This window comes from Dietzia sp. CQ4 (assembly GCF_014145125.1).
In the GTDB taxonomy this organism is placed as follows: Bacteria; Actinomycetota; Actinomycetes; order Mycobacteriales; family Mycobacteriaceae; genus Dietzia; species Dietzia natronolimnaea.
Genome location: NZ_JAALDZ010000281.1, coordinates 1 through 15,241 on the forward strand (window position 1 = coordinate 1; position 15,241 = coordinate 15,241).

Genomic DNA, 15,241 nt, shown 5'->3' on the forward strand with positions numbered 1-15,241 from the left:
TCACCGACGCGTCGTCGGTGATGATCGCCGAGACGCTCCCCAATCACGCGGCGATGGTCACCGGGGTCCTGCCCGAGCGCAACGGGGTTCCCGCCAACTCGATCTGGGACCATGCCGCCGGCACCGACAGGACGCTCGACCGGCCTGACGATCTCCGGGCGCCGACCGTGCTCGACCGGATCCGCACCGAGGCGGGCCTGACCACCGCGAGTGTCCTGAGCAAGGACTACCTCCACGGACTGTTCGGCGGGCGCGCGAGCGTCCAGTGGGCGCCGTTCCCGCTCGTCCCCATCACCGACCACTCCCTCGACTGGTTCACCATCGAGGCCCTCAAGCAGACCATCACCGACCACGCCCCCCGGATGACCTTCGTCAACCTCGGCGACATGGACCGCTTCGGACACATGGACCTGTCCGGGACCTCACTCCGCCTGGCGCGCAACCAGGCGGTCGCCAACTCCGACCACAAGCTCTGGGACCTCGAGCAGTTCCTCCGCTCGACCGGCCGCTGGGAGCGCTCGGTGGTCATCGTCCTGGCCGATCACGGGATGGACTGGTCGGAGCCGCTGAGGCTGATCAGCGCGGCCGGTGCGATCGAGGCGGACGCCGCGATCCGTGGGCGCTTCGGGATCGCCCAGAACGGTGGGGCGGACACGTTCGCCTACCTCGGTCCCGCTCACGAGCGCGACGCCTCGCTGCGGCGACTGCGTGAGGTCGTGGGCGCGCTGCCGGGGGTCAACCGACTCTACGATCCGGCCGAGCTCTCGCTGGGTCGACTGGGCGGTGACCTGGTGGCCACGTGCCATCCCGGATGGCGCTTCTCCGACCCCACCCCGTTCTCCAACCCGATCCCCGGCAACCACGGGCACGAGGTCACCCTGGGAATCCCGTTCTTCGTCGGCGGCGGGCACCGGATCGTGCGTCGGGGCGGCACCGTCGACCGCCCGGTCCGCACACTCGACGTGGCACCGACCGTCGCCCGGCTGTTCGGCCTGGACCACGCGGGGATGGACGGCCGCCCGGCGCTCGAGGCGTTCCACCTCTGAGGCCGAGGCGGCTGGTCGGGCGGCTACCCGGCTGACGCGGGCTCCGCCTGGGTCCCCTGACCGCGGGTCACGGGCTTGGCGTCGATTCCCGACTCCTTGCGCTGCTGCGTGGTGATGGGCGCGGGAGCGTCGGTGAGCGGGTCGACACCGCCGCCGGACTTCGGGAAGGCGATGACGTCGCGGATGGAATCGGTGCGGGCCAGCAGCGCACAGATGCGGTCCCACCCGAACGCGATGCCGCCGTGCGGCGGCGCGCCGTAGGAGAAGGCGTCGAGGAGGAAGCCGAACTTCTCCTGCGCCTCCTCCTGCGAGATGCCCATGACTCCGAACACCCGCTCCTGGACGTCCTTGCGGTGGATGCGGATGGACCCGCCGCCGATCTCGTTGCCGTTGCACACGATGTCGTAGGCGTACGCCAGGGCCGAACCCGGGTCGGTGTCGAAGGTGTCCAGGTGCTCCGGCTTGGGGGAGGTGAACGCGTGGTGCACGGCGGTCCACGCCCCCGAGCCCACCGCCACGTCACCGGCGGCCGTGGCGTCGTCGGCGGGCTCGAACATGGGCGCGTCGACCACCCAGGTGAACGCCCACGCCTCCGGGTCGATCAGTCCGAGCTTGTCCGCGATCTCACCGCGGGCCGCACCGAGGAGCGCACGGGTGGACTTGACCCCTCCGGCGCCGAAGAAGATGCAGTCACCCGGCTCCGCGCCGACGTGCGCGGCGATCCCGGCGCGCTCCGCCTCCGACAGGTTCTTGGCCACGGGGCCGCCGAGCTCGCCGTCCTGGCCGACGAGGATGTAGGCCAGGCCCTTTGCCCCGCGCTGCTTGGCCCACTCCTGCCACGCGTCGAGCTGACGACGGGGCTGCGACGCCCCGCCCTTCATGACCACCGCGCCGACATAGGGAGCCTTGAACACCCGGAACGGGGTCTCGGCGAAGAACTCGGTGCACTCGACCAGCTCGATGTCGAACCGCAGGTCCGGCTTGTCCGAACCGAAGCGACGCATCGCCTCGTCATAGGTCATGCGCGGGATCGGCGTGGTGATCCGGTAACCGGCGGTGGCCCACACCTCGGTGAGGATCTCCTCGGCGATCGCGATGACGTCGTCCTGGTCGACGAAGCTCATCTCCACGTCCAACTGGGTGAACTCCGGTTGCCGGTCCGCGCGGAAATCCTCGTCCCGGTAGCAGCGGGCGATCTGGTAGTACTTCTCCATCCCGGCCACCATGAGGAGCTGCTTGAACAGCTGGGGAGACTGCGGGAGGGCGTAGAAGGTGCCCGGCTGGAGCCGCGCGGGGACCAGGAAGTCGCGCGCACCCTCGGGGGTCGACCGGGTCAGCGTCGGGGTCTCGATCTCCACGAAGTCGTGGCGGGCCATGACGCCCCGGGCGGCGGAGTTGACCTTCGACCGAAGCCGTAGCGCGGACCCGGGCCCCTCGCGACGGAGGTCGAGGTACCGGTGACGGAGGCGCGCCTCCTCACCCACCTCGTCGTCGAGCTGGAACGGCAGGGCCGCGGACTCACCGAGCACCTCGAACGAGACCACGTCGACCTCGACCTCACCCGAGGCGAGGTTCGGGTTCTCCGACCCCTCGGGGCGGCGGTCCACGACGCCGGTGACGGAGACGCAGAACTCGTTGCGCAGACGGTGCGCACGCTCGGCGATCTCCTCGGAGCGGAACACCACCTGACACACACCGGTGGAGTCGCGGAGGTCGACGAAGATGACCCCGCCGTGATCCCGGCGGCGCGCGACCCAGCCGGCCAGGGTGACGGTGTCCCCCGCGTCGGCGGCTCGGAGTTGGCCGGCGGAATGGGTGCGCAGCACTGCGGTGGTCCTTTCATCGGGAGACTTCTGGTGGTCTGCGAGCGACCGTCGGACCCACCGCGATCTGGACGGCGGTCGGTCCCGGGCTCTGACGGGGCACAGTCTACGTCCACCGACGTCGGTTCCCGGTGTCGGCTGCGACAGCGACTCGGCTGCCAATACAGTGTCCCTCGACCGCGGAGGGGCGCGAGCCGGGCTGGACCGGCGACCGACGGGGACGAAGGGCGGCGGACATGACGTTCCGGCAGGGCGGGAGCCTGGACACCAGTGGGGTCTCCGGCGGGGGCCGCGGCGGGCGAGGGGGCCGGCGCGGGATGGCGGTCGGCGGGGGCGTGGGCGGTCTCGCCATCGTCCTGGTCGCGCTGTTCCTGGGCGTCGATCCGGGGCAGCTCGGTCTGGAGAGCGGCGACACCGGCGGCCGGCAGTCCGACTCGGCGCAACGGTTCCAGACCCACATCGACCAGTGCGACCTCCGGCAGGCCAACACGGATACGGTCTGCCGGATCGTCGCCACCACGGAGAGCCTCGAGGACGTCTGGGGCACCCAACTCCCCGACCAGGTCGGGATGCGGTGGGTCCAGCCACACACCACCATCTTCACCGGCGACGTCGACACCGCCTGCGGCGCGGCCTCCTCCGACATCGGGCCGTTCTACTGCCCGGCGGACCAGGACGTCTACATCGACCCGGCCTTCTTCGACGAGGTCCTGGTCGGTCGGCTCGGGGGCTCACCCGCCGGTGCGGCCCAGATGTACGTCGTCGCGCACGAGTTCGGGCACCATCTGCAGACGATGCTCGGTGACATCCGCCGCTCCCAGCAGGATCCGCAGGGCGCGTCCTCGGGCGCGGTCCGGGTCGAGCTCCAGGCCGACTGCTACGCCGGGCTGTGGGCCCACTACGCCACCTCGACCCCCGGTCCCGACGGCGGGGAGCCACTGCTGGAGAGCCTGACCCCGCGCGACGTCGACGCGATCATCCAGACCGCCGAGGCGATCGGGGACGACCACATCCAGCGGTCCGGCGGCGCCCGGGTCGACCCCGACTCGTGGACCCACGGCTCGTCGGAGATGCGGCGCCAGTGGTTCCTGACCGGGTACGACCAGGGGTCCGTGGAGGCCTGCGACACCTTCGGCGCGCGGGTGTGATCCCGCGGGGGCGGATCAGGGAGTGACGAGACCGGTGACGTGGGGCACGACCGAGTCCAGCGGGACCGGGGTCTGCTCACCAGTGGACATCGTCTTGACCACGACGGTGCCCGACGCCAGCTCGTTCTCACCCACGACGAGGGTGACGGCGGCCCCCGACCGGTCGGCGGCCTTGAACGCGCCCTTCATACCGCGGTCGCCGTAGGCCATGTCCGCGCGCAGACCGGCGCGACGGAACTCGGCCAGTACGGGCACCAGCGCGGCCCTGGCCGGCGCGCCGAGAGCCACGCCGTACACGTCCACCCGACCGCCGGAGGCGTGGTCGATCCCCTCCGCCTGCAGCGCGAGCATCGTGCGGTCGACGCCGATACCGAACCCGATTCCGGACAGAGCCTGGCCCCCGAGTTGCTCCATCAGTCCGTCGTAACGACCACCGCCGCCGATCCCGGACTGGGCGCCGAGTCCGTCGTGGACGAACTCGAACGTGGTCTTGGTGTAGTAGTCCAGGCCTCGGACCATCCGGGGATTGACCTCGTAGGCCACGCCGAGGGCGTCGAGGTGTGACCTGACCTCGGCGAAGTGCGCGGCGCTCTCCTCGGACAGGTGGTCGATCATCAGCGGGGCGCCCGAGAGCTGCGCGCGGACCTCCGGGCGCTTGTCGTCGAGGACGCGCAGCGGGTTGACCCGTGCGCGTTCCCGCGTGGCCTCGTCGAGGTCCAACCCGGCGAGGAACGCCTGCAGCCGTTCCCGGTAGGCGGGCCGGCATGAGTCGTCCCCGAGCGAGGTGAGCTCCAGCCGGAACCCGGTCAACCCGAGGGACCGGAAGGCCTCGTCCGCCACCGCGATCACCTCGGCGTCGAGGGCGGGGTCGTCGATCCCGATCGCCTCGATTCCGACCTGCTGCAACTGCCGGTACCGGCCGGCCTGGGGACGCTCGTAGCGGAAGAACGGGCCGGCGTAGCAGAGCTTGACGGGCAGCTGACCGCGGTCCAGGCCGTTCTCGATGACCGAACGCATCACGCCGGCGGTCCCCTCGGGCCGGAGGGTGACGCTCCGGCCGCCACGGTCTTCGAACGAGTACATCTCCTTGGAGACGACGTCGGTGGACTCCCCCACCCCACGGGCGAACAACGCCGTGTCCTCGAAGATCGGCAGCTCGATGTGCCCGTAGCCCGCCCGCCGGGCGGCGGTGGTGATCGCATCCCGGACCGCGACGAACGCGGCGGAGGTCGGGGGGACGTAGTCGGGCACCCCCTTCGGTGCCTTGAGCGCGGTCTTCTTCTGGGTGCCGGTCACGTGTGGTGGGTCCTTGCGTCTCTCGGTGGGTGGTTCGGGGAGGGGGTTCTAGAGGTCACGCAGGAACGGGTTGGACCGCCGTTCCCGGCCGACGGTGGTCGAGGGTCCGTGCCCGGGGAGCACCACCGCGTCGTCGTCCAGCGTGAGGAACTTCTTGGCGATCGACTGCATGAGCACATCGGTGTCGCCCGCGGGCAGGTCGGTACGGCCGACCCCGTCCTGGAACAGCACATCGCCCCCGAGCACGACCGTTCGCCGGCCCTCCTCGGTGTCGACGACGATCCGGAAGGACACCGACCCCGGGCTGTGTCCGGGCACGTGGTCCACGTCGAAGGTCATCGCCCCGAAGCGCAGCGTGTCACCGTCGAAGACCTCGATGACCTCCGCCGGCTCCGTGAAGGTGATGTCCTTGAGCATCGCGGACAGGTCGAGCGACAGCCCCTGACCCGGATCCGAGAGCATGACACGGTCCTCCGGGTGGATGTACGCCGGCACGCCGTAGTGGTCCGCGACCTGCTGGGCGTTCCAGATGTGGTCCAGGTGGCCGTGGGTCAGCAGTACCGCCCGGGGCTTCAAGCCCGCCTCGGAGACCTGCCTGCGCACCTGGTCCTCGGCGTCCTGGCCCGGGTCGACGATCACGCAGTCCCCCGCGGCGTCGGACACGATGTAGCAGTTGGTCTGGAACATCCCGGCTGGGAACCCGATGATCTGCACGTCCCGTACTCCTTTTCTCGATCGCCCACGACGTCCGTCGCGAACTGCCGGTCCGACTGGGCGGTACACCGGAGTGGTGTTCAGCCGTCTCGGCCCGACCTGGTAGACAAGACCCCTGGGCTGGAGCGCTGTGGTCTGCTCTGTGAGTCCCCACCGCGGCGTCAGCCGACTGTTCCAGCCTAGTCCAGGTACCCAGGAGGGTCAGTGTCCACCAACCAGGAACGCCGAGCAGAGGCGCGTCAACGCCTGCGCGAGCAGATGGAGGCGCAGGCCCGCCGTGAGAAGCAACTCAAGATCGTCGCGGCGTCGGTCGTCGTCGCGGTCCTGCTGGGGATCGTCGGGGTGGTCGCATGGATCAACTACGACCGCAAGCGCGCGGAGGAGTACGCCGCCAACTGGCTGACCTGCGAGTACCCCACCGACACCGAGACCCCCGAGCCGCTCGACCCCGCGGAGTTCGAGGATCAGGGCGCCGAGGTGGTGGCGGAGGTCGAGGAGTTCAACGCGCAGGTCGAGACCGTCAACGACACCAAGCGTGACGCCGAGCCGCCGTCGGGCGACCAGGCCAGGCAGGGCCTGGCGGAGATCACCATCACCACCGACCGCGGTGAGATCCCGATCACGCTCGATCGGTCCGGCGCCCCCTGCAATGTCGCCAGCTTCGTCCACCTGGCCGAGCAGCGGTACTTCGACGACACCGAGTGTCACCGCCTGACCGTCTCGGAGGAGGAGCCCGGTCTGTCGGTCCTCCAGTGCGGTGACCCCACGGGGACCGGCCTGTCCGGTCCCGGCTACTCCGTGGTCGACGAGCCGCCCGCCGCGGATACCCTCGAGCTCGCCGACGACGGTTCGGGCGCCGCCATCTACCCCCGTGGCACCGTCGCCATGGCCAAGTCGCAGGCCCCCGACAGCGCCGGGAGCCAGTTCTTCCTGGTGTACGAGGACTCCGCACTCCCGCCGGAGTACACCGTCATGGGAACGGTCGGGGACTCGGGCCTCGAGGTTCTCGACGACATCGCCGAGACCGGTGTGAAGAGCGATGACCCGACCGACCGGGACAACCAGGTCCCGCGGCGCCCCGTCACGATCGAGACCGTGGTCGTCGACGCCCAGTCGGGGCTCCCCGAGAGGTGAGGCCCGGGGGCCGGGTCATCCGGCTCAGTTCGACGTCATCCGGTTGACGTCGAAGACCCCCTCGACACCTCGGACCGTCTGCAGGACGTGTCCGAGGTGTTTGGGGTCGGCCATCTCGAAGGTGAACCGCGAGATCGCCACCCGATCGTCCCCCGCCGTCTGGACGGACGCGGACAGGATGTTGACCTTCTCGTCCGCCAGCACCTTGGTCACGTCCGACAGGAGCCGGTGTCTGTCGAGCGCCTCCACCTGGATCGCCACCAGGAACACCGCACCCGGCTGGGGTGCCCATTCGACCTTGACCAGGCGCTCGGGCTCGCGGTGCAGGTCGGAGGCGTTGGTGCAGTCGGTGCGGTGGACGCTCACCGTGCCGCCGCGGGTGATGAACCCGAGGACCTCGTCGCCGGGCACCGGCATGCAGCAGCGGGCGAGTTTGGCGTGCACGTCCTTGACCCCGCCCACGAGGATCCCTGGACCCGCCGGCGCGGGCCGGTTCGAGGTGATGTTCTTGTCCCGCGAGCGGTCCGCCAGCTCCTCGGTGACCTCGTCGACCCCCCCGTGGGCGGCGACGAGCCGACCCACGATCTGCTTGGCGGAGACGTGGTTCTCCCCGATCGCCGTGTAGAGCGCGGTGACGTCGGCGAACCCCAGCTCCCGTGCGACAGCGGCGAGTGACTCGTTGGAGAAGACCCGGTGGACGGGTACCCCCCCGCGCCGTACCTCCCGGGTGATGAGGTCCTTTCCGCGTTCGAGAGCCTCCTCGCGCCGCTCCTTGGCGAACCACTGGCGGATCGAACTCTTGGCCCTGCCGGACACGACGAACTTCTGCCAGTCCAGGCTGGGGCCCGCGTTGGGGTCCTTGGAGGTGAAGACCTCGACGACCTCGCCGTTCTCCAGCGGCTTCTCGAGCGCCACGAGCTTGCCGTTGACGCGCGCGCCGATGCACCGGTGGCCGACCTCCGTGTGGACGGCGTAGGCGAAGTCCACGGGGGTCGCGCCGACGGGCAGGTTGATCACGTCGCCCTTCGGCGTGAAGACGAAGATCTCCTTGCTGGTCATCTCGAACCGCAGGGAGTCGAGGAACTCGCCCGGGTCGGCGGCTTCACGCTGCCAGCTCAGCAGTTGGCGCATCCACGCCATCTCGTCCACCTCGGCGGGGTCGCCGTGGTGCTTGCCGCGGGTCTCCTTGTACCGCCAGTGCGCCGCGATCCCGTACTCGGCGTTGCGGTGCATCTCGTGGGTCCGGATCTGGATCTCCAACGGCTTGCCGTCGGGCCCGATCACGGTGGTGTGGAGCGAGCGGTAGACGCCGAACCTCGGCTGCGCGATGTAGTCCTTGAACCTCCCCGGCATGGGCTTCCACGTGGAGTGCACCACGCCGATCGCGGCGTAACAGTCCCGCACGTCCTCGCACAGCACGCGGATGCCCACCAGGTCGTGGATCTCGTCGAACTCGCGTCCCCGGACGATCATCTTCTGGTAGATCGACCAGTAGTGCTTGGGGCGGCCCTCGACCCGGGCCTGGATGTGGGCGTTCTCCAGCTCGGCCCTGACCCGGTTGATCACCGTGCCCAGGTACACGTCCCGACTGGGCGCGCGGTCGGCGACCAGTCGCACGATCTCCTGGTACTTCTTGGGTTCCAGGATCGCGAAGGCGAGGTCCTCGAGCTCCCACTTCACGGTGGCCATGCCGAGGCGGTGGGCCAACGGCGCGATCACCTCGAGCGTCTCGCGAGCCTTCTTGACCTGCTTCTCCGGAGGGAGGAAGCGCATCGTCCGCATGTTGTGCAGGCGGTCGGCGACCTTGATCACCAGGACCCGCGGGTCATGCGCCATCGCGATGATCATCTTGCGGATCGTCTCCGCCTCGGCCGCCTCGCCGAAGTCGACCTTGTCCAGCTTGGTGACCCCGTTGACCAGATGGGCGACCTCGTCCCCGAAATCCGAGGCGAGGGACTCGAGGGAGTAGTCGGTGTCCTCCACGGTGTCGTGCAGCAGCGCCGCCACGAGGGTGGTGGTGTCCATGCCCATCTCGGCGCAGATGGTCGCGACCGCCAGCGGATGGGTGATGTAGGGGTCGCCCGACTTGCGGAACACACCCTCGTGTTGGCGTTCGGCGAGTGCATAGGCGCGTGCCAGCAGCGCCACGTCGGCCTTGGCGTGGTGGATCCGGTGTACACGGACGAGGGGCTCGAGAACGGCGGGCGTGGACGTCACCGTCAACCCGGAGGTGAGGCGTCGCGCCCACCTGGCCCGGACGCGCCTGCCGGCGGAGGGCCGCGCACCCGGGATCACGGGCAGGGGCTGCGTGTTGGGTTGGGGCTGCTCCGCGGGCACGGGCTGCGGGCCGGCGCCGACATTCGCGGCGGGATCCTGCCGATTGGTCATGCCGGCTCCTCCCTCCGGGTCCGATCCGTCAACGACGGGCGGTGGTCACGCGACCGTGAGGCAGGTCAGCGGTGTGCCGGCCAGTCTATCCCTACCCCCGAGGCCGGGGACCTCGAGCACCACGGACAGCCCCGCCACCACGGCGCCGCAGTCATCGAGGAGACCGACGGCCGCCCCGAGGGTGCCCCCCGTGGCCAGGACGTCGTCGACCACGAGCACCCGCTTCCCGCGGAGGTCGAGACCGTCGGCGGGGAGCTCCAACGTCGCCGCCCCGTACTCGAGTTCGTACGAGCGTGAGTGCACGGGCGGCGGGAGCTTGCCCGCCTTGCGGATGGCCAGCACCCCGGTGTGCAGCTGCACCGCGACCGCGCCGGCCAGCAGGAAGCCGCGGGCATCCAGCCCCGCCACGTAGTCCACCGAGCCGATCTCGTGGCCCGCGACGAGCCCCGCCACCACCGCGTCGAAACCGTCGGGGTCGGCCAGAACCGGTGTGAGGTCGCAGAACTGCACCCCGGCCGCCGGGAAGTCCTCCACCCTGCGCATCAGTCTCTCGACGGCGGCGATGATCGCCGGCGACACCTCTGTGGCCGTGGGGTCCGTCATGCGGTGGCCCCGACCTTCTCCCGGCGGGCCAGGACCTTGGCGGTCTGGCGCTTGGTGTCAGGGTCGTGTTCCTTGAGGAGCACCAGCAGCGGTGTCGCGAGGAAGATCGACGAGAACGTCCCAGTGATGATCCCGACCACCTGGACGATCGCCAGGTCCAGCAGGGTGCCCACCCCGAGGATCCAGACCGCGACGACGAGCAGGGCCAACAGCGGCAGGATGCCGATGATGGTGGTGTGGATCGATCGCATGAGTGTCTGGTTGACGGCCAGGTTGGCCTCTTCCGCATAGGTGCTGCTCGACGAGTGTTTGGCCCCGCGGGTGTTCTCCTCCACCTTGTCGAACACGATGACCGTGTCGTAGAGGGAGAACCCGAGGATGGTGAGCAGGCCGATGACCGTGGCGGGAGAGACCTCGAATCCCAGGAGCGAATAGATCCCCGCCGTGGTGATGACGTCGAAGAAGAGCGCGACCACGCCGGCGACCGACATGCGCCACTCGAAGCGCAGCGCCATGTACCCGAACACGATCACGATGAACACCACGAGGGCGATGATCGCCTTCTCGGTGACCTGCCCGCCCCAGCTCTCGCTGCGTGCCGAATCGCCGATCGCCTCGATCGAGACCTCGCCGCTCGCCGCGACGGGCTGGAACTCCTCGAGGAGTGCGAGCTTGGTCGCGTAGATCTCGTCACTGGTGAGGAACCCGGTCTCCACCTCGACGATGCGCGCGTTCCCGGCGCCGACGACCTGGACCGTCTGGGGTTCCTGACCGATCGTCTCCTCGACGACGACGGCCACCCGGCCGGTGTCCGCATCCCCCGCCGGCATCGTCAACTTGGTGCCGCCGGTGAAGTCGATCCCGAAGGTGAACCCCCGGAAGATGATGCTCGCCAGGCAGATCGCGACGATGACGCCGGTGAGGAGGAAGTACAGGCGGCGCTTCTGGACGATGGGGAAGGCGCCGGTGCCGGTGTAGAGGCGGTTGAACAGACTCTCCGGCTGGTCGGGTCCGGTGGTGTCGGTGGTGTCGGTCGTTCCCGGGGCGCTCATCGGCCCTCCTCCTCGGAGTCGTCGCGGCGCGGCAGGATCATCGTCACGCCCGGGGTCGCCGGTCCCGGGTCCGAGGGCGGTCCGTCCGGACCGCGCACGGTCGCCGACACACCCCGGGTGCCACCGGAACCCGAATCGGCTCCGGCCTTCTCGGCGTCCTGCTCGAGGCGGCGCCGCTCGGCGGAGTCGACCCGCAGGGCCTCCATCCGGCCGAGGCCGTTGGCCCATGGTTTGGTGAACAACGGCTTCGTGGAGGCCAGGTAGACGAGCGGCCACAGCACGGTGAAGGCCACGAGGACGTCCATGACGGTGCTCAGCGCCAGGGTGAAGGCGAATCCGCGGACCTCACCGGTGGCCAGGAGGTACAGCACCACGGCGCCGATCAGGCTCACCACGTTGCCGGTGATGATGGTGCGACTGGCGCTCTTCCACGCCCTGGGTACCGAGGATCTGAACCGGTGTCCGTCGCGGAGTTCGTCCTTGATCCTCTCGAAGAAGACGACGTAGGAGTCCGCGGTCATACCGATACCGATGATCAGGCCCGCCACACCGGCCAGGTCGAGGCTGTAGTCCACCGTGTACCCGAGGAACACGAGCATCACGTAGGTGATCAGGAAGGAGATGGCGAGGGAGAGGAACGCGATCACGCCGAGCAGCCGGTAGTACACGACCGTGTACAGCAGCACGAGCAGGAAACCGATCGCGCCGGCGAGCAGTCCGGCCTCGAGGGAGGCCAGACCCAGCGAGGCGGGCACGTTGTCGACGTTCGGGTCCTCGAAGGAGATCGGCAGCGCACCGAACCGGAGGTTCGCGGCGAGCGCGGCCGCCTCGTCCATCGTGAAACTGCCGGTGATCGAGGTGGCCGATCCGACCGGTGTCACGCCCTGGACCACCGGGGCGCTGATGACCTCACCGTCGAGGAGGATGGCGATCTGACGCTGCAGGTTCTCCTGGGTCAGTCGCGACCACGTGGCGCTCCCCTGCTGGCCGGGGCCGGCGTTGAAGCGGAACGAGACCTCGTTCTGGCCGGCCTGTTGGCTGAATCCGGAGCCCACCGAGTCCTTGACGATCTGTTGGCCGTCGAGGCGCTCCCCGTCCTCCGGCTCACCGATGAGCAGCGGCACCGGGCCGAGCACGTACTTCGCTCCCTCGCCGCACGCGATCAACGCCTGCGCCTGGTCCTCGAAGCCCGCGGTGATCTCCCTCTCGGGGCACCGGAACTCCGGGAGGCGTTGGGCGAGTTCCTGCGGATCGCCCTGCCGGACCTCGAGGGCCTCCTCCACCGCCCGGGCGACCGCCTCTCGGTCACCGACCGCGGCGTCGACGGGTTCGACGTCCCCCTCGGCGACCGGCTGGACCTCGAGGACGGGGCGGATCGTCAGCTGCGAGGTGGTCCCGAGGTCACGGGCCTGGCTCGAGTCCTCGCCGGGCACCGTGAGGACGATGTTGCTCCCCTCGATGACCACCGAGGTCCCGGCCACGCCGAGCCCGTCGACGCGATCGCGGATGATGTCCTGGGCCAGGCGGAGGTCCTGCTCGTCCGGCTGCCCGATGGGGATCAGGGTGACCCGCGTGCCGCCCTGCAGGTCGATACCGAGCTTGGGTGTGAGGCCCCTCTCGGCCACGGCGAACGCGGCGAGGAAGAGGATGAAAAACACCAGGGAGAAGACGGACAGCAGTGCCCAGGGCCTGGGGCGGGCATCTACGCGTCGAGAACGGACTGGTGACACAGGTGATCTCTCTCGGTCTTCAGCAGAGGCCTCCGGCTGGACGGCCCCATCACACTACTCGCCGGTAGGCGGTCGTCAGGAACCAGCGCCGTCCGTCCCCGCGGCCGACCCGGGGGAGGTACCGGGGTCGAGCTTCTCGCGGATCACCCTGCGGTCCCACTGCGTCCGGACGCCGGGGGCGATCTCCAGGACCAGGCTCTCCTCGGCCACCGACACCACGGTCGCGTGCAGACCCGAGGTGGTGAGCACCTGATCGCCGACCGCGAGGGAGGCCTGCATCTCCTGCAGGTCCTTCATCGCCTTCCGCTGCTTGGAACTCTGGAAGAACATCAGCGCGATGAGCGCCAGGATCATGACGGGCAGCAGTAGTTCCAGTCCCATGCGGCGTCCTCTCGGTTCGGGACCCGTCGAGTCGGGGTCCGAAGGTGTCGGGTCCGGGCGGCGGACCGGTCCCGTTCGAGGATGCCACCTCCGTGGTCACCCGCGCGGGCCGGGTCCCGTCTCGGTCTCGACCGGGAGCATCGGTTCCTCCGGGTCGCGATTCGCGCGGCGCAGCCCCAGGTGCTCCCATGCCGCCGCGGTGGCCACGCGTCCCCGGGGGGTGCGCGCGAGCAACCCCGCACGGACGAGGAACGGTTCGCAGACCTCCTCCAGGGTGCTCGACTCCTCCCCCACGGCCACCGCGAGCGTGCTCAGACCGACGGGCCCGCCCTCGTGCTGGACCAGCAGCGCCCGCAGGACCGCACGGTCGAGCCGGTCCAGGCCCAACTCGTCGACCTCGTAGACGCGGAGTGCCGCGCGCGCGACGGGGACCGTGACCCGCCCGTCCGCCCGGACCTCCGCGTAGTCCCGCACGCGACGGAGCAGGCGGTTGGCTATCCGGGGCGTCCCGCGGGACCGCCCGGCGATCTCCGTCGCCGCCTCCGGCTCCACGGGGATCTCGAGGATCTCGGCCGCCCGGGACACGATTCTCGCCAGGTCCGCGTCCGAGTAGAAGTCCATGTGCGCGGTGAACCCGAACCGATCCCGCAACGGCCCGGTGAGCGCTCCGGACCGCGTGGTGGCCCCGACCAGGGTGAACGGGGCGATCTCGAGGGGAATCGAGGTGGCCCCCGGACCCTTGCCCACCATGATGTCGATCCGGAAGTCCTCCATCGCGAGGTACAGCATCTCCTCCGCCGGGCGCGCGATGCGGTGGATCTCGTCGATGAACAGGACGTCACCCTCGATGAGGTTGGAGAGCATGGCGGCGAGATCCCCCGGCCGCTCGAGAGCGGGCCCGGAGGTGATGCGGAGCGACCCGCCGAGCTCGGCCGCCACGATCATGGCGAGGCTGGTCTTCCCCAGGCCCGGAGGCCCGGAGAACAGCAGGTGGTCCGGGACCACACCACGACGGGTCGCCGCGGTGAGCACCAGCTCGAGCTGCTCGCGGACAGTCTCCTGCCCGATGAACTCACCCAGGTTCCCCGGGCGCAGGGCGCCCTCGACATCGGAGTCGAACGGGGTCGACGCCGCGGACAACTCGGCCTCCGCCCCGTCACCGGCCCCCGGCGTGAACGGCTCCTCGTCCCCGTGCCCGTACGGCCCCGTCATCAGCGCCTACCGAGTGAACGCAACGCCAGCCGCAGGGCCTCCGCCGGGCCGAGGTCCGGATCGGTCGACAGGACGGCGGTCGCGGCCTTCTCCGCCTCCGTGACGGAGAAGCCCAGTCCCTCGAGTGCGCCGGCCACCTCGGTCGCCGCCGGTCCACCCGGCATCCCCGGACCGTCGCCGCCGCCCACGGTGTCGTGCACCGGGCCGACCTTGTCCTTGAGTTCGAGCACCATCCGCTCGGCGGTGCGCTTGCCCACCCCGGGAACCCGCGTGAGCGCCTTGACATCCTCGGTCCCCAGCGCTCTCACCAGCTGCTCGGGTTCGAGAGTGGCCAGGATGGCCAGAGCCAGACGCGGGCCGACGCCCGAGACCGTCTGGACCGTCGAGAAGAGGCGACGCGCATCGACAGAATCGAAGCCGTAGAGGGTCAGGGAGTCCTCGCGCACCACCAACTCGGTGTGCAGGGTCCCCTCGTCTCCCCGCCGCAGGCCCGCGAGCGCGGCCGGCGTCGCATGGACCAGGACGCCGACACCGCCGGCCTCCACCACGCAGCGGTCCAGACCGATCTCGGCCACCCTCCCCCTGATCGAGGCGATCACCAGCGCACTCCCTTCGTTCGAGCCATCGCCCGTGCCGCTGCCCGGGCGCGTTCCTGATCGGCGGAGCCGGTCCCACCCCGCGCCCGGCCGGCGTCGGCGGCCTCGGTCGCGGCCG

At 70.0% G+C, this 15,241-nt stretch carries 13 protein-coding genes; 3 read left to right on the plus strand and 10 right to left on the minus strand.

Translation table 11 applies throughout. The features are described from left to right. On the plus strand, nt 1-1,046 hold a 1,046-nt coding region (locus G6031_RS14820), incomplete at its 5' end, for an alkaline phosphatase family protein (RefSeq protein ID WP_182653664.1). 23 nt (nt 1,047-1,069) lie between these two features. On the opposite strand, the gene aspS is transcribed toward G6031_RS14820, so the two are convergent. After that, nucleotides 1,070-2,872 carry an aspartate--tRNA ligase gene (gene aspS, locus G6031_RS14825; RefSeq protein ID WP_182616487.1) on the minus strand — a complete coding sequence of 601 codons (1,803 nt, stop codon included), beginning with the start codon at nt 2,870-2,872 and terminating at the stop codon, nt 1,070-1,072. Nucleotides 2,873-3,105: 233 nt separating this feature from the next. On the opposite strand from aspS, the gene G6031_RS14830 reads away from it, so the two are divergent. Further along, on the plus strand, nt 3,106-4,017 hold the full coding sequence (locus G6031_RS14830; RefSeq protein WP_182644084.1) for a neutral zinc metallopeptidase: 912 nt from the start codon (nt 3,106-3,108) through the stop codon (nt 4,015-4,017). Between the two features lie 15 nt (nt 4,018-4,032). On the opposite strand, the gene hisS is transcribed toward G6031_RS14830, so the two are convergent. Together hisS and G6031_RS14840 are read right to left on the minus strand one after the other, a co-directional pair. Further along, nucleotides 4,033-5,313 carry a histidine--tRNA ligase gene (hisS, locus tag G6031_RS14835; protein ID WP_179525369.1) on the minus strand — a complete coding sequence of 427 codons (1,281 nt, stop codon included), beginning with the start codon at nt 5,311-5,313 and terminating at the stop codon, nt 4,033-4,035. A 48-nt stretch (nt 5,314-5,361) separates the two neighbouring features. Next, nucleotides 5,362-6,027 carry an MBL fold metallo-hydrolase gene (locus tag G6031_RS14840; RefSeq protein WP_182609387.1) on the minus strand — a complete coding sequence of 222 codons (666 nt, stop codon included), beginning with the start codon at nt 6,025-6,027 and terminating at the stop codon, nt 5,362-5,364. Between the two features lie 204 nt (nt 6,028-6,231). Between G6031_RS14840 and G6031_RS14845 the strand changes: the two genes are divergently transcribed. Further along, nucleotides 6,232-7,161 (plus strand): peptidylprolyl isomerase, encoded by a 930-nt coding sequence (locus G6031_RS14845; protein ID WP_179525371.1) that lies wholly within the window; start codon nt 6,232-6,234, stop codon nt 7,159-7,161. 24 nt (nt 7,162-7,185) lie between these two features. Here G6031_RS14845 and G6031_RS14850 read toward each other — a convergent pair whose 3' ends face one another. From G6031_RS14850 to ruvA, 7 genes are all read right to left on the minus strand, one after another. Next, complete coding sequence (locus tag G6031_RS14850; RefSeq protein WP_179525372.1) at nt 7,186-9,549, minus strand: bifunctional (p)ppGpp synthetase/guanosine-3',5'-bis(diphosphate) 3'-pyrophosphohydrolase; 2,364 nt, start codon at nt 9,547-9,549, stop codon at nt 7,186-7,188. Nucleotides 9,550-9,594: 45 nt separating this feature from the next. Beyond that, nucleotides 9,595-10,152 carry an adenine phosphoribosyltransferase gene (locus G6031_RS14855; protein WP_179525373.1) on the minus strand — a complete coding sequence of 186 codons (558 nt, stop codon included), beginning with the start codon at nt 10,150-10,152 and terminating at the stop codon, nt 9,595-9,597. Further along, nucleotides 10,149-11,204 carry a protein translocase subunit SecF gene (gene secF, locus G6031_RS14860; protein WP_182644082.1) on the minus strand — a complete coding sequence of 352 codons (1,056 nt, stop codon included), beginning with the start codon at nt 11,202-11,204 and terminating at the stop codon, nt 10,149-10,151. Before secF ends, G6031_RS14855 begins: the two co-directional genes overlap by 4 nt. Then, on the minus strand, nt 11,201-12,862 hold the full coding sequence (gene secD, locus G6031_RS14865) for a protein translocase subunit SecD (protein ID WP_179525375.1): 1,662 nt from the start codon (nt 12,860-12,862) through the stop codon (nt 11,201-11,203). Before secD ends, secF begins: the two co-directional genes overlap by 4 nt. Before the next feature lie 147 nt (nt 12,863-13,009). Further along, nucleotides 13,010-13,315: a preprotein translocase subunit YajC gene (yajC, locus tag G6031_RS14870; RefSeq protein WP_179525376.1), complete on the minus strand. Its 306-nt coding sequence runs from the start codon at nt 13,313-13,315 to the stop codon at nt 13,010-13,012. 96 nt (nt 13,316-13,411) lie between these two features. After that, the gene (gene ruvB / locus G6031_RS14875) at nt 13,412-14,527 is read right to left on the minus strand and encodes a Holliday junction branch migration DNA helicase RuvB (protein ID WP_206682169.1); all 1,116 of its coding nucleotides are present in this window, start codon (nt 14,525-14,527) and stop codon (nt 13,412-13,414) included. After that, complete coding sequence (gene ruvA, locus G6031_RS14880; protein ID WP_179525377.1) at nt 14,527-15,126, minus strand: Holliday junction branch migration protein RuvA; 600 nt, start codon at nt 15,124-15,126, stop codon at nt 14,527-14,529. Before ruvA ends, ruvB begins: the two co-directional genes overlap by 1 nt. Nucleotides 15,127-15,241 lie beyond the last annotated feature (115 nt).

Bases quoted from the DNA above. Each gene is read 5' to 3' on its own strand.
- G6031_RS14830 (WP_182644084.1), top strand. From the start codon at position 3,106: ATGACGTTCCGGCAGGGCGGGAGCCTGGACACCAGTGGGGTCTCCGGC.
- G6031_RS14850 (WP_179525372.1), bottom strand. From the start codon at position 9,549: ATGACCAATCGGCAGGATCCCGCCGCGAATGTCGGCGCCGGCCCGCAG.
- G6031_RS14855 (WP_179525373.1), bottom strand. From the start codon at position 10,152: ATGACGGACCCCACGGCCACAGAGGTGTCGCCGGCGATCATCGCCGCC.
- secF (WP_182644082.1), bottom strand. From the start codon at position 11,204: ATGAGCGCCCCGGGAACGACCGACACCACCGACACCACCGGACCCGAC.
- yajC (WP_179525376.1), bottom strand. From the start codon at position 13,315: ATGGGACTGGAACTACTGCTGCCCGTCATGATCCTGGCGCTCATCGCG.
- ruvB (WP_206682169.1), bottom strand. From the start codon at position 14,527: ATGACGGGGCCGTACGGGCACGGGGACGAGGAGCCGTTCACGCCGGGG.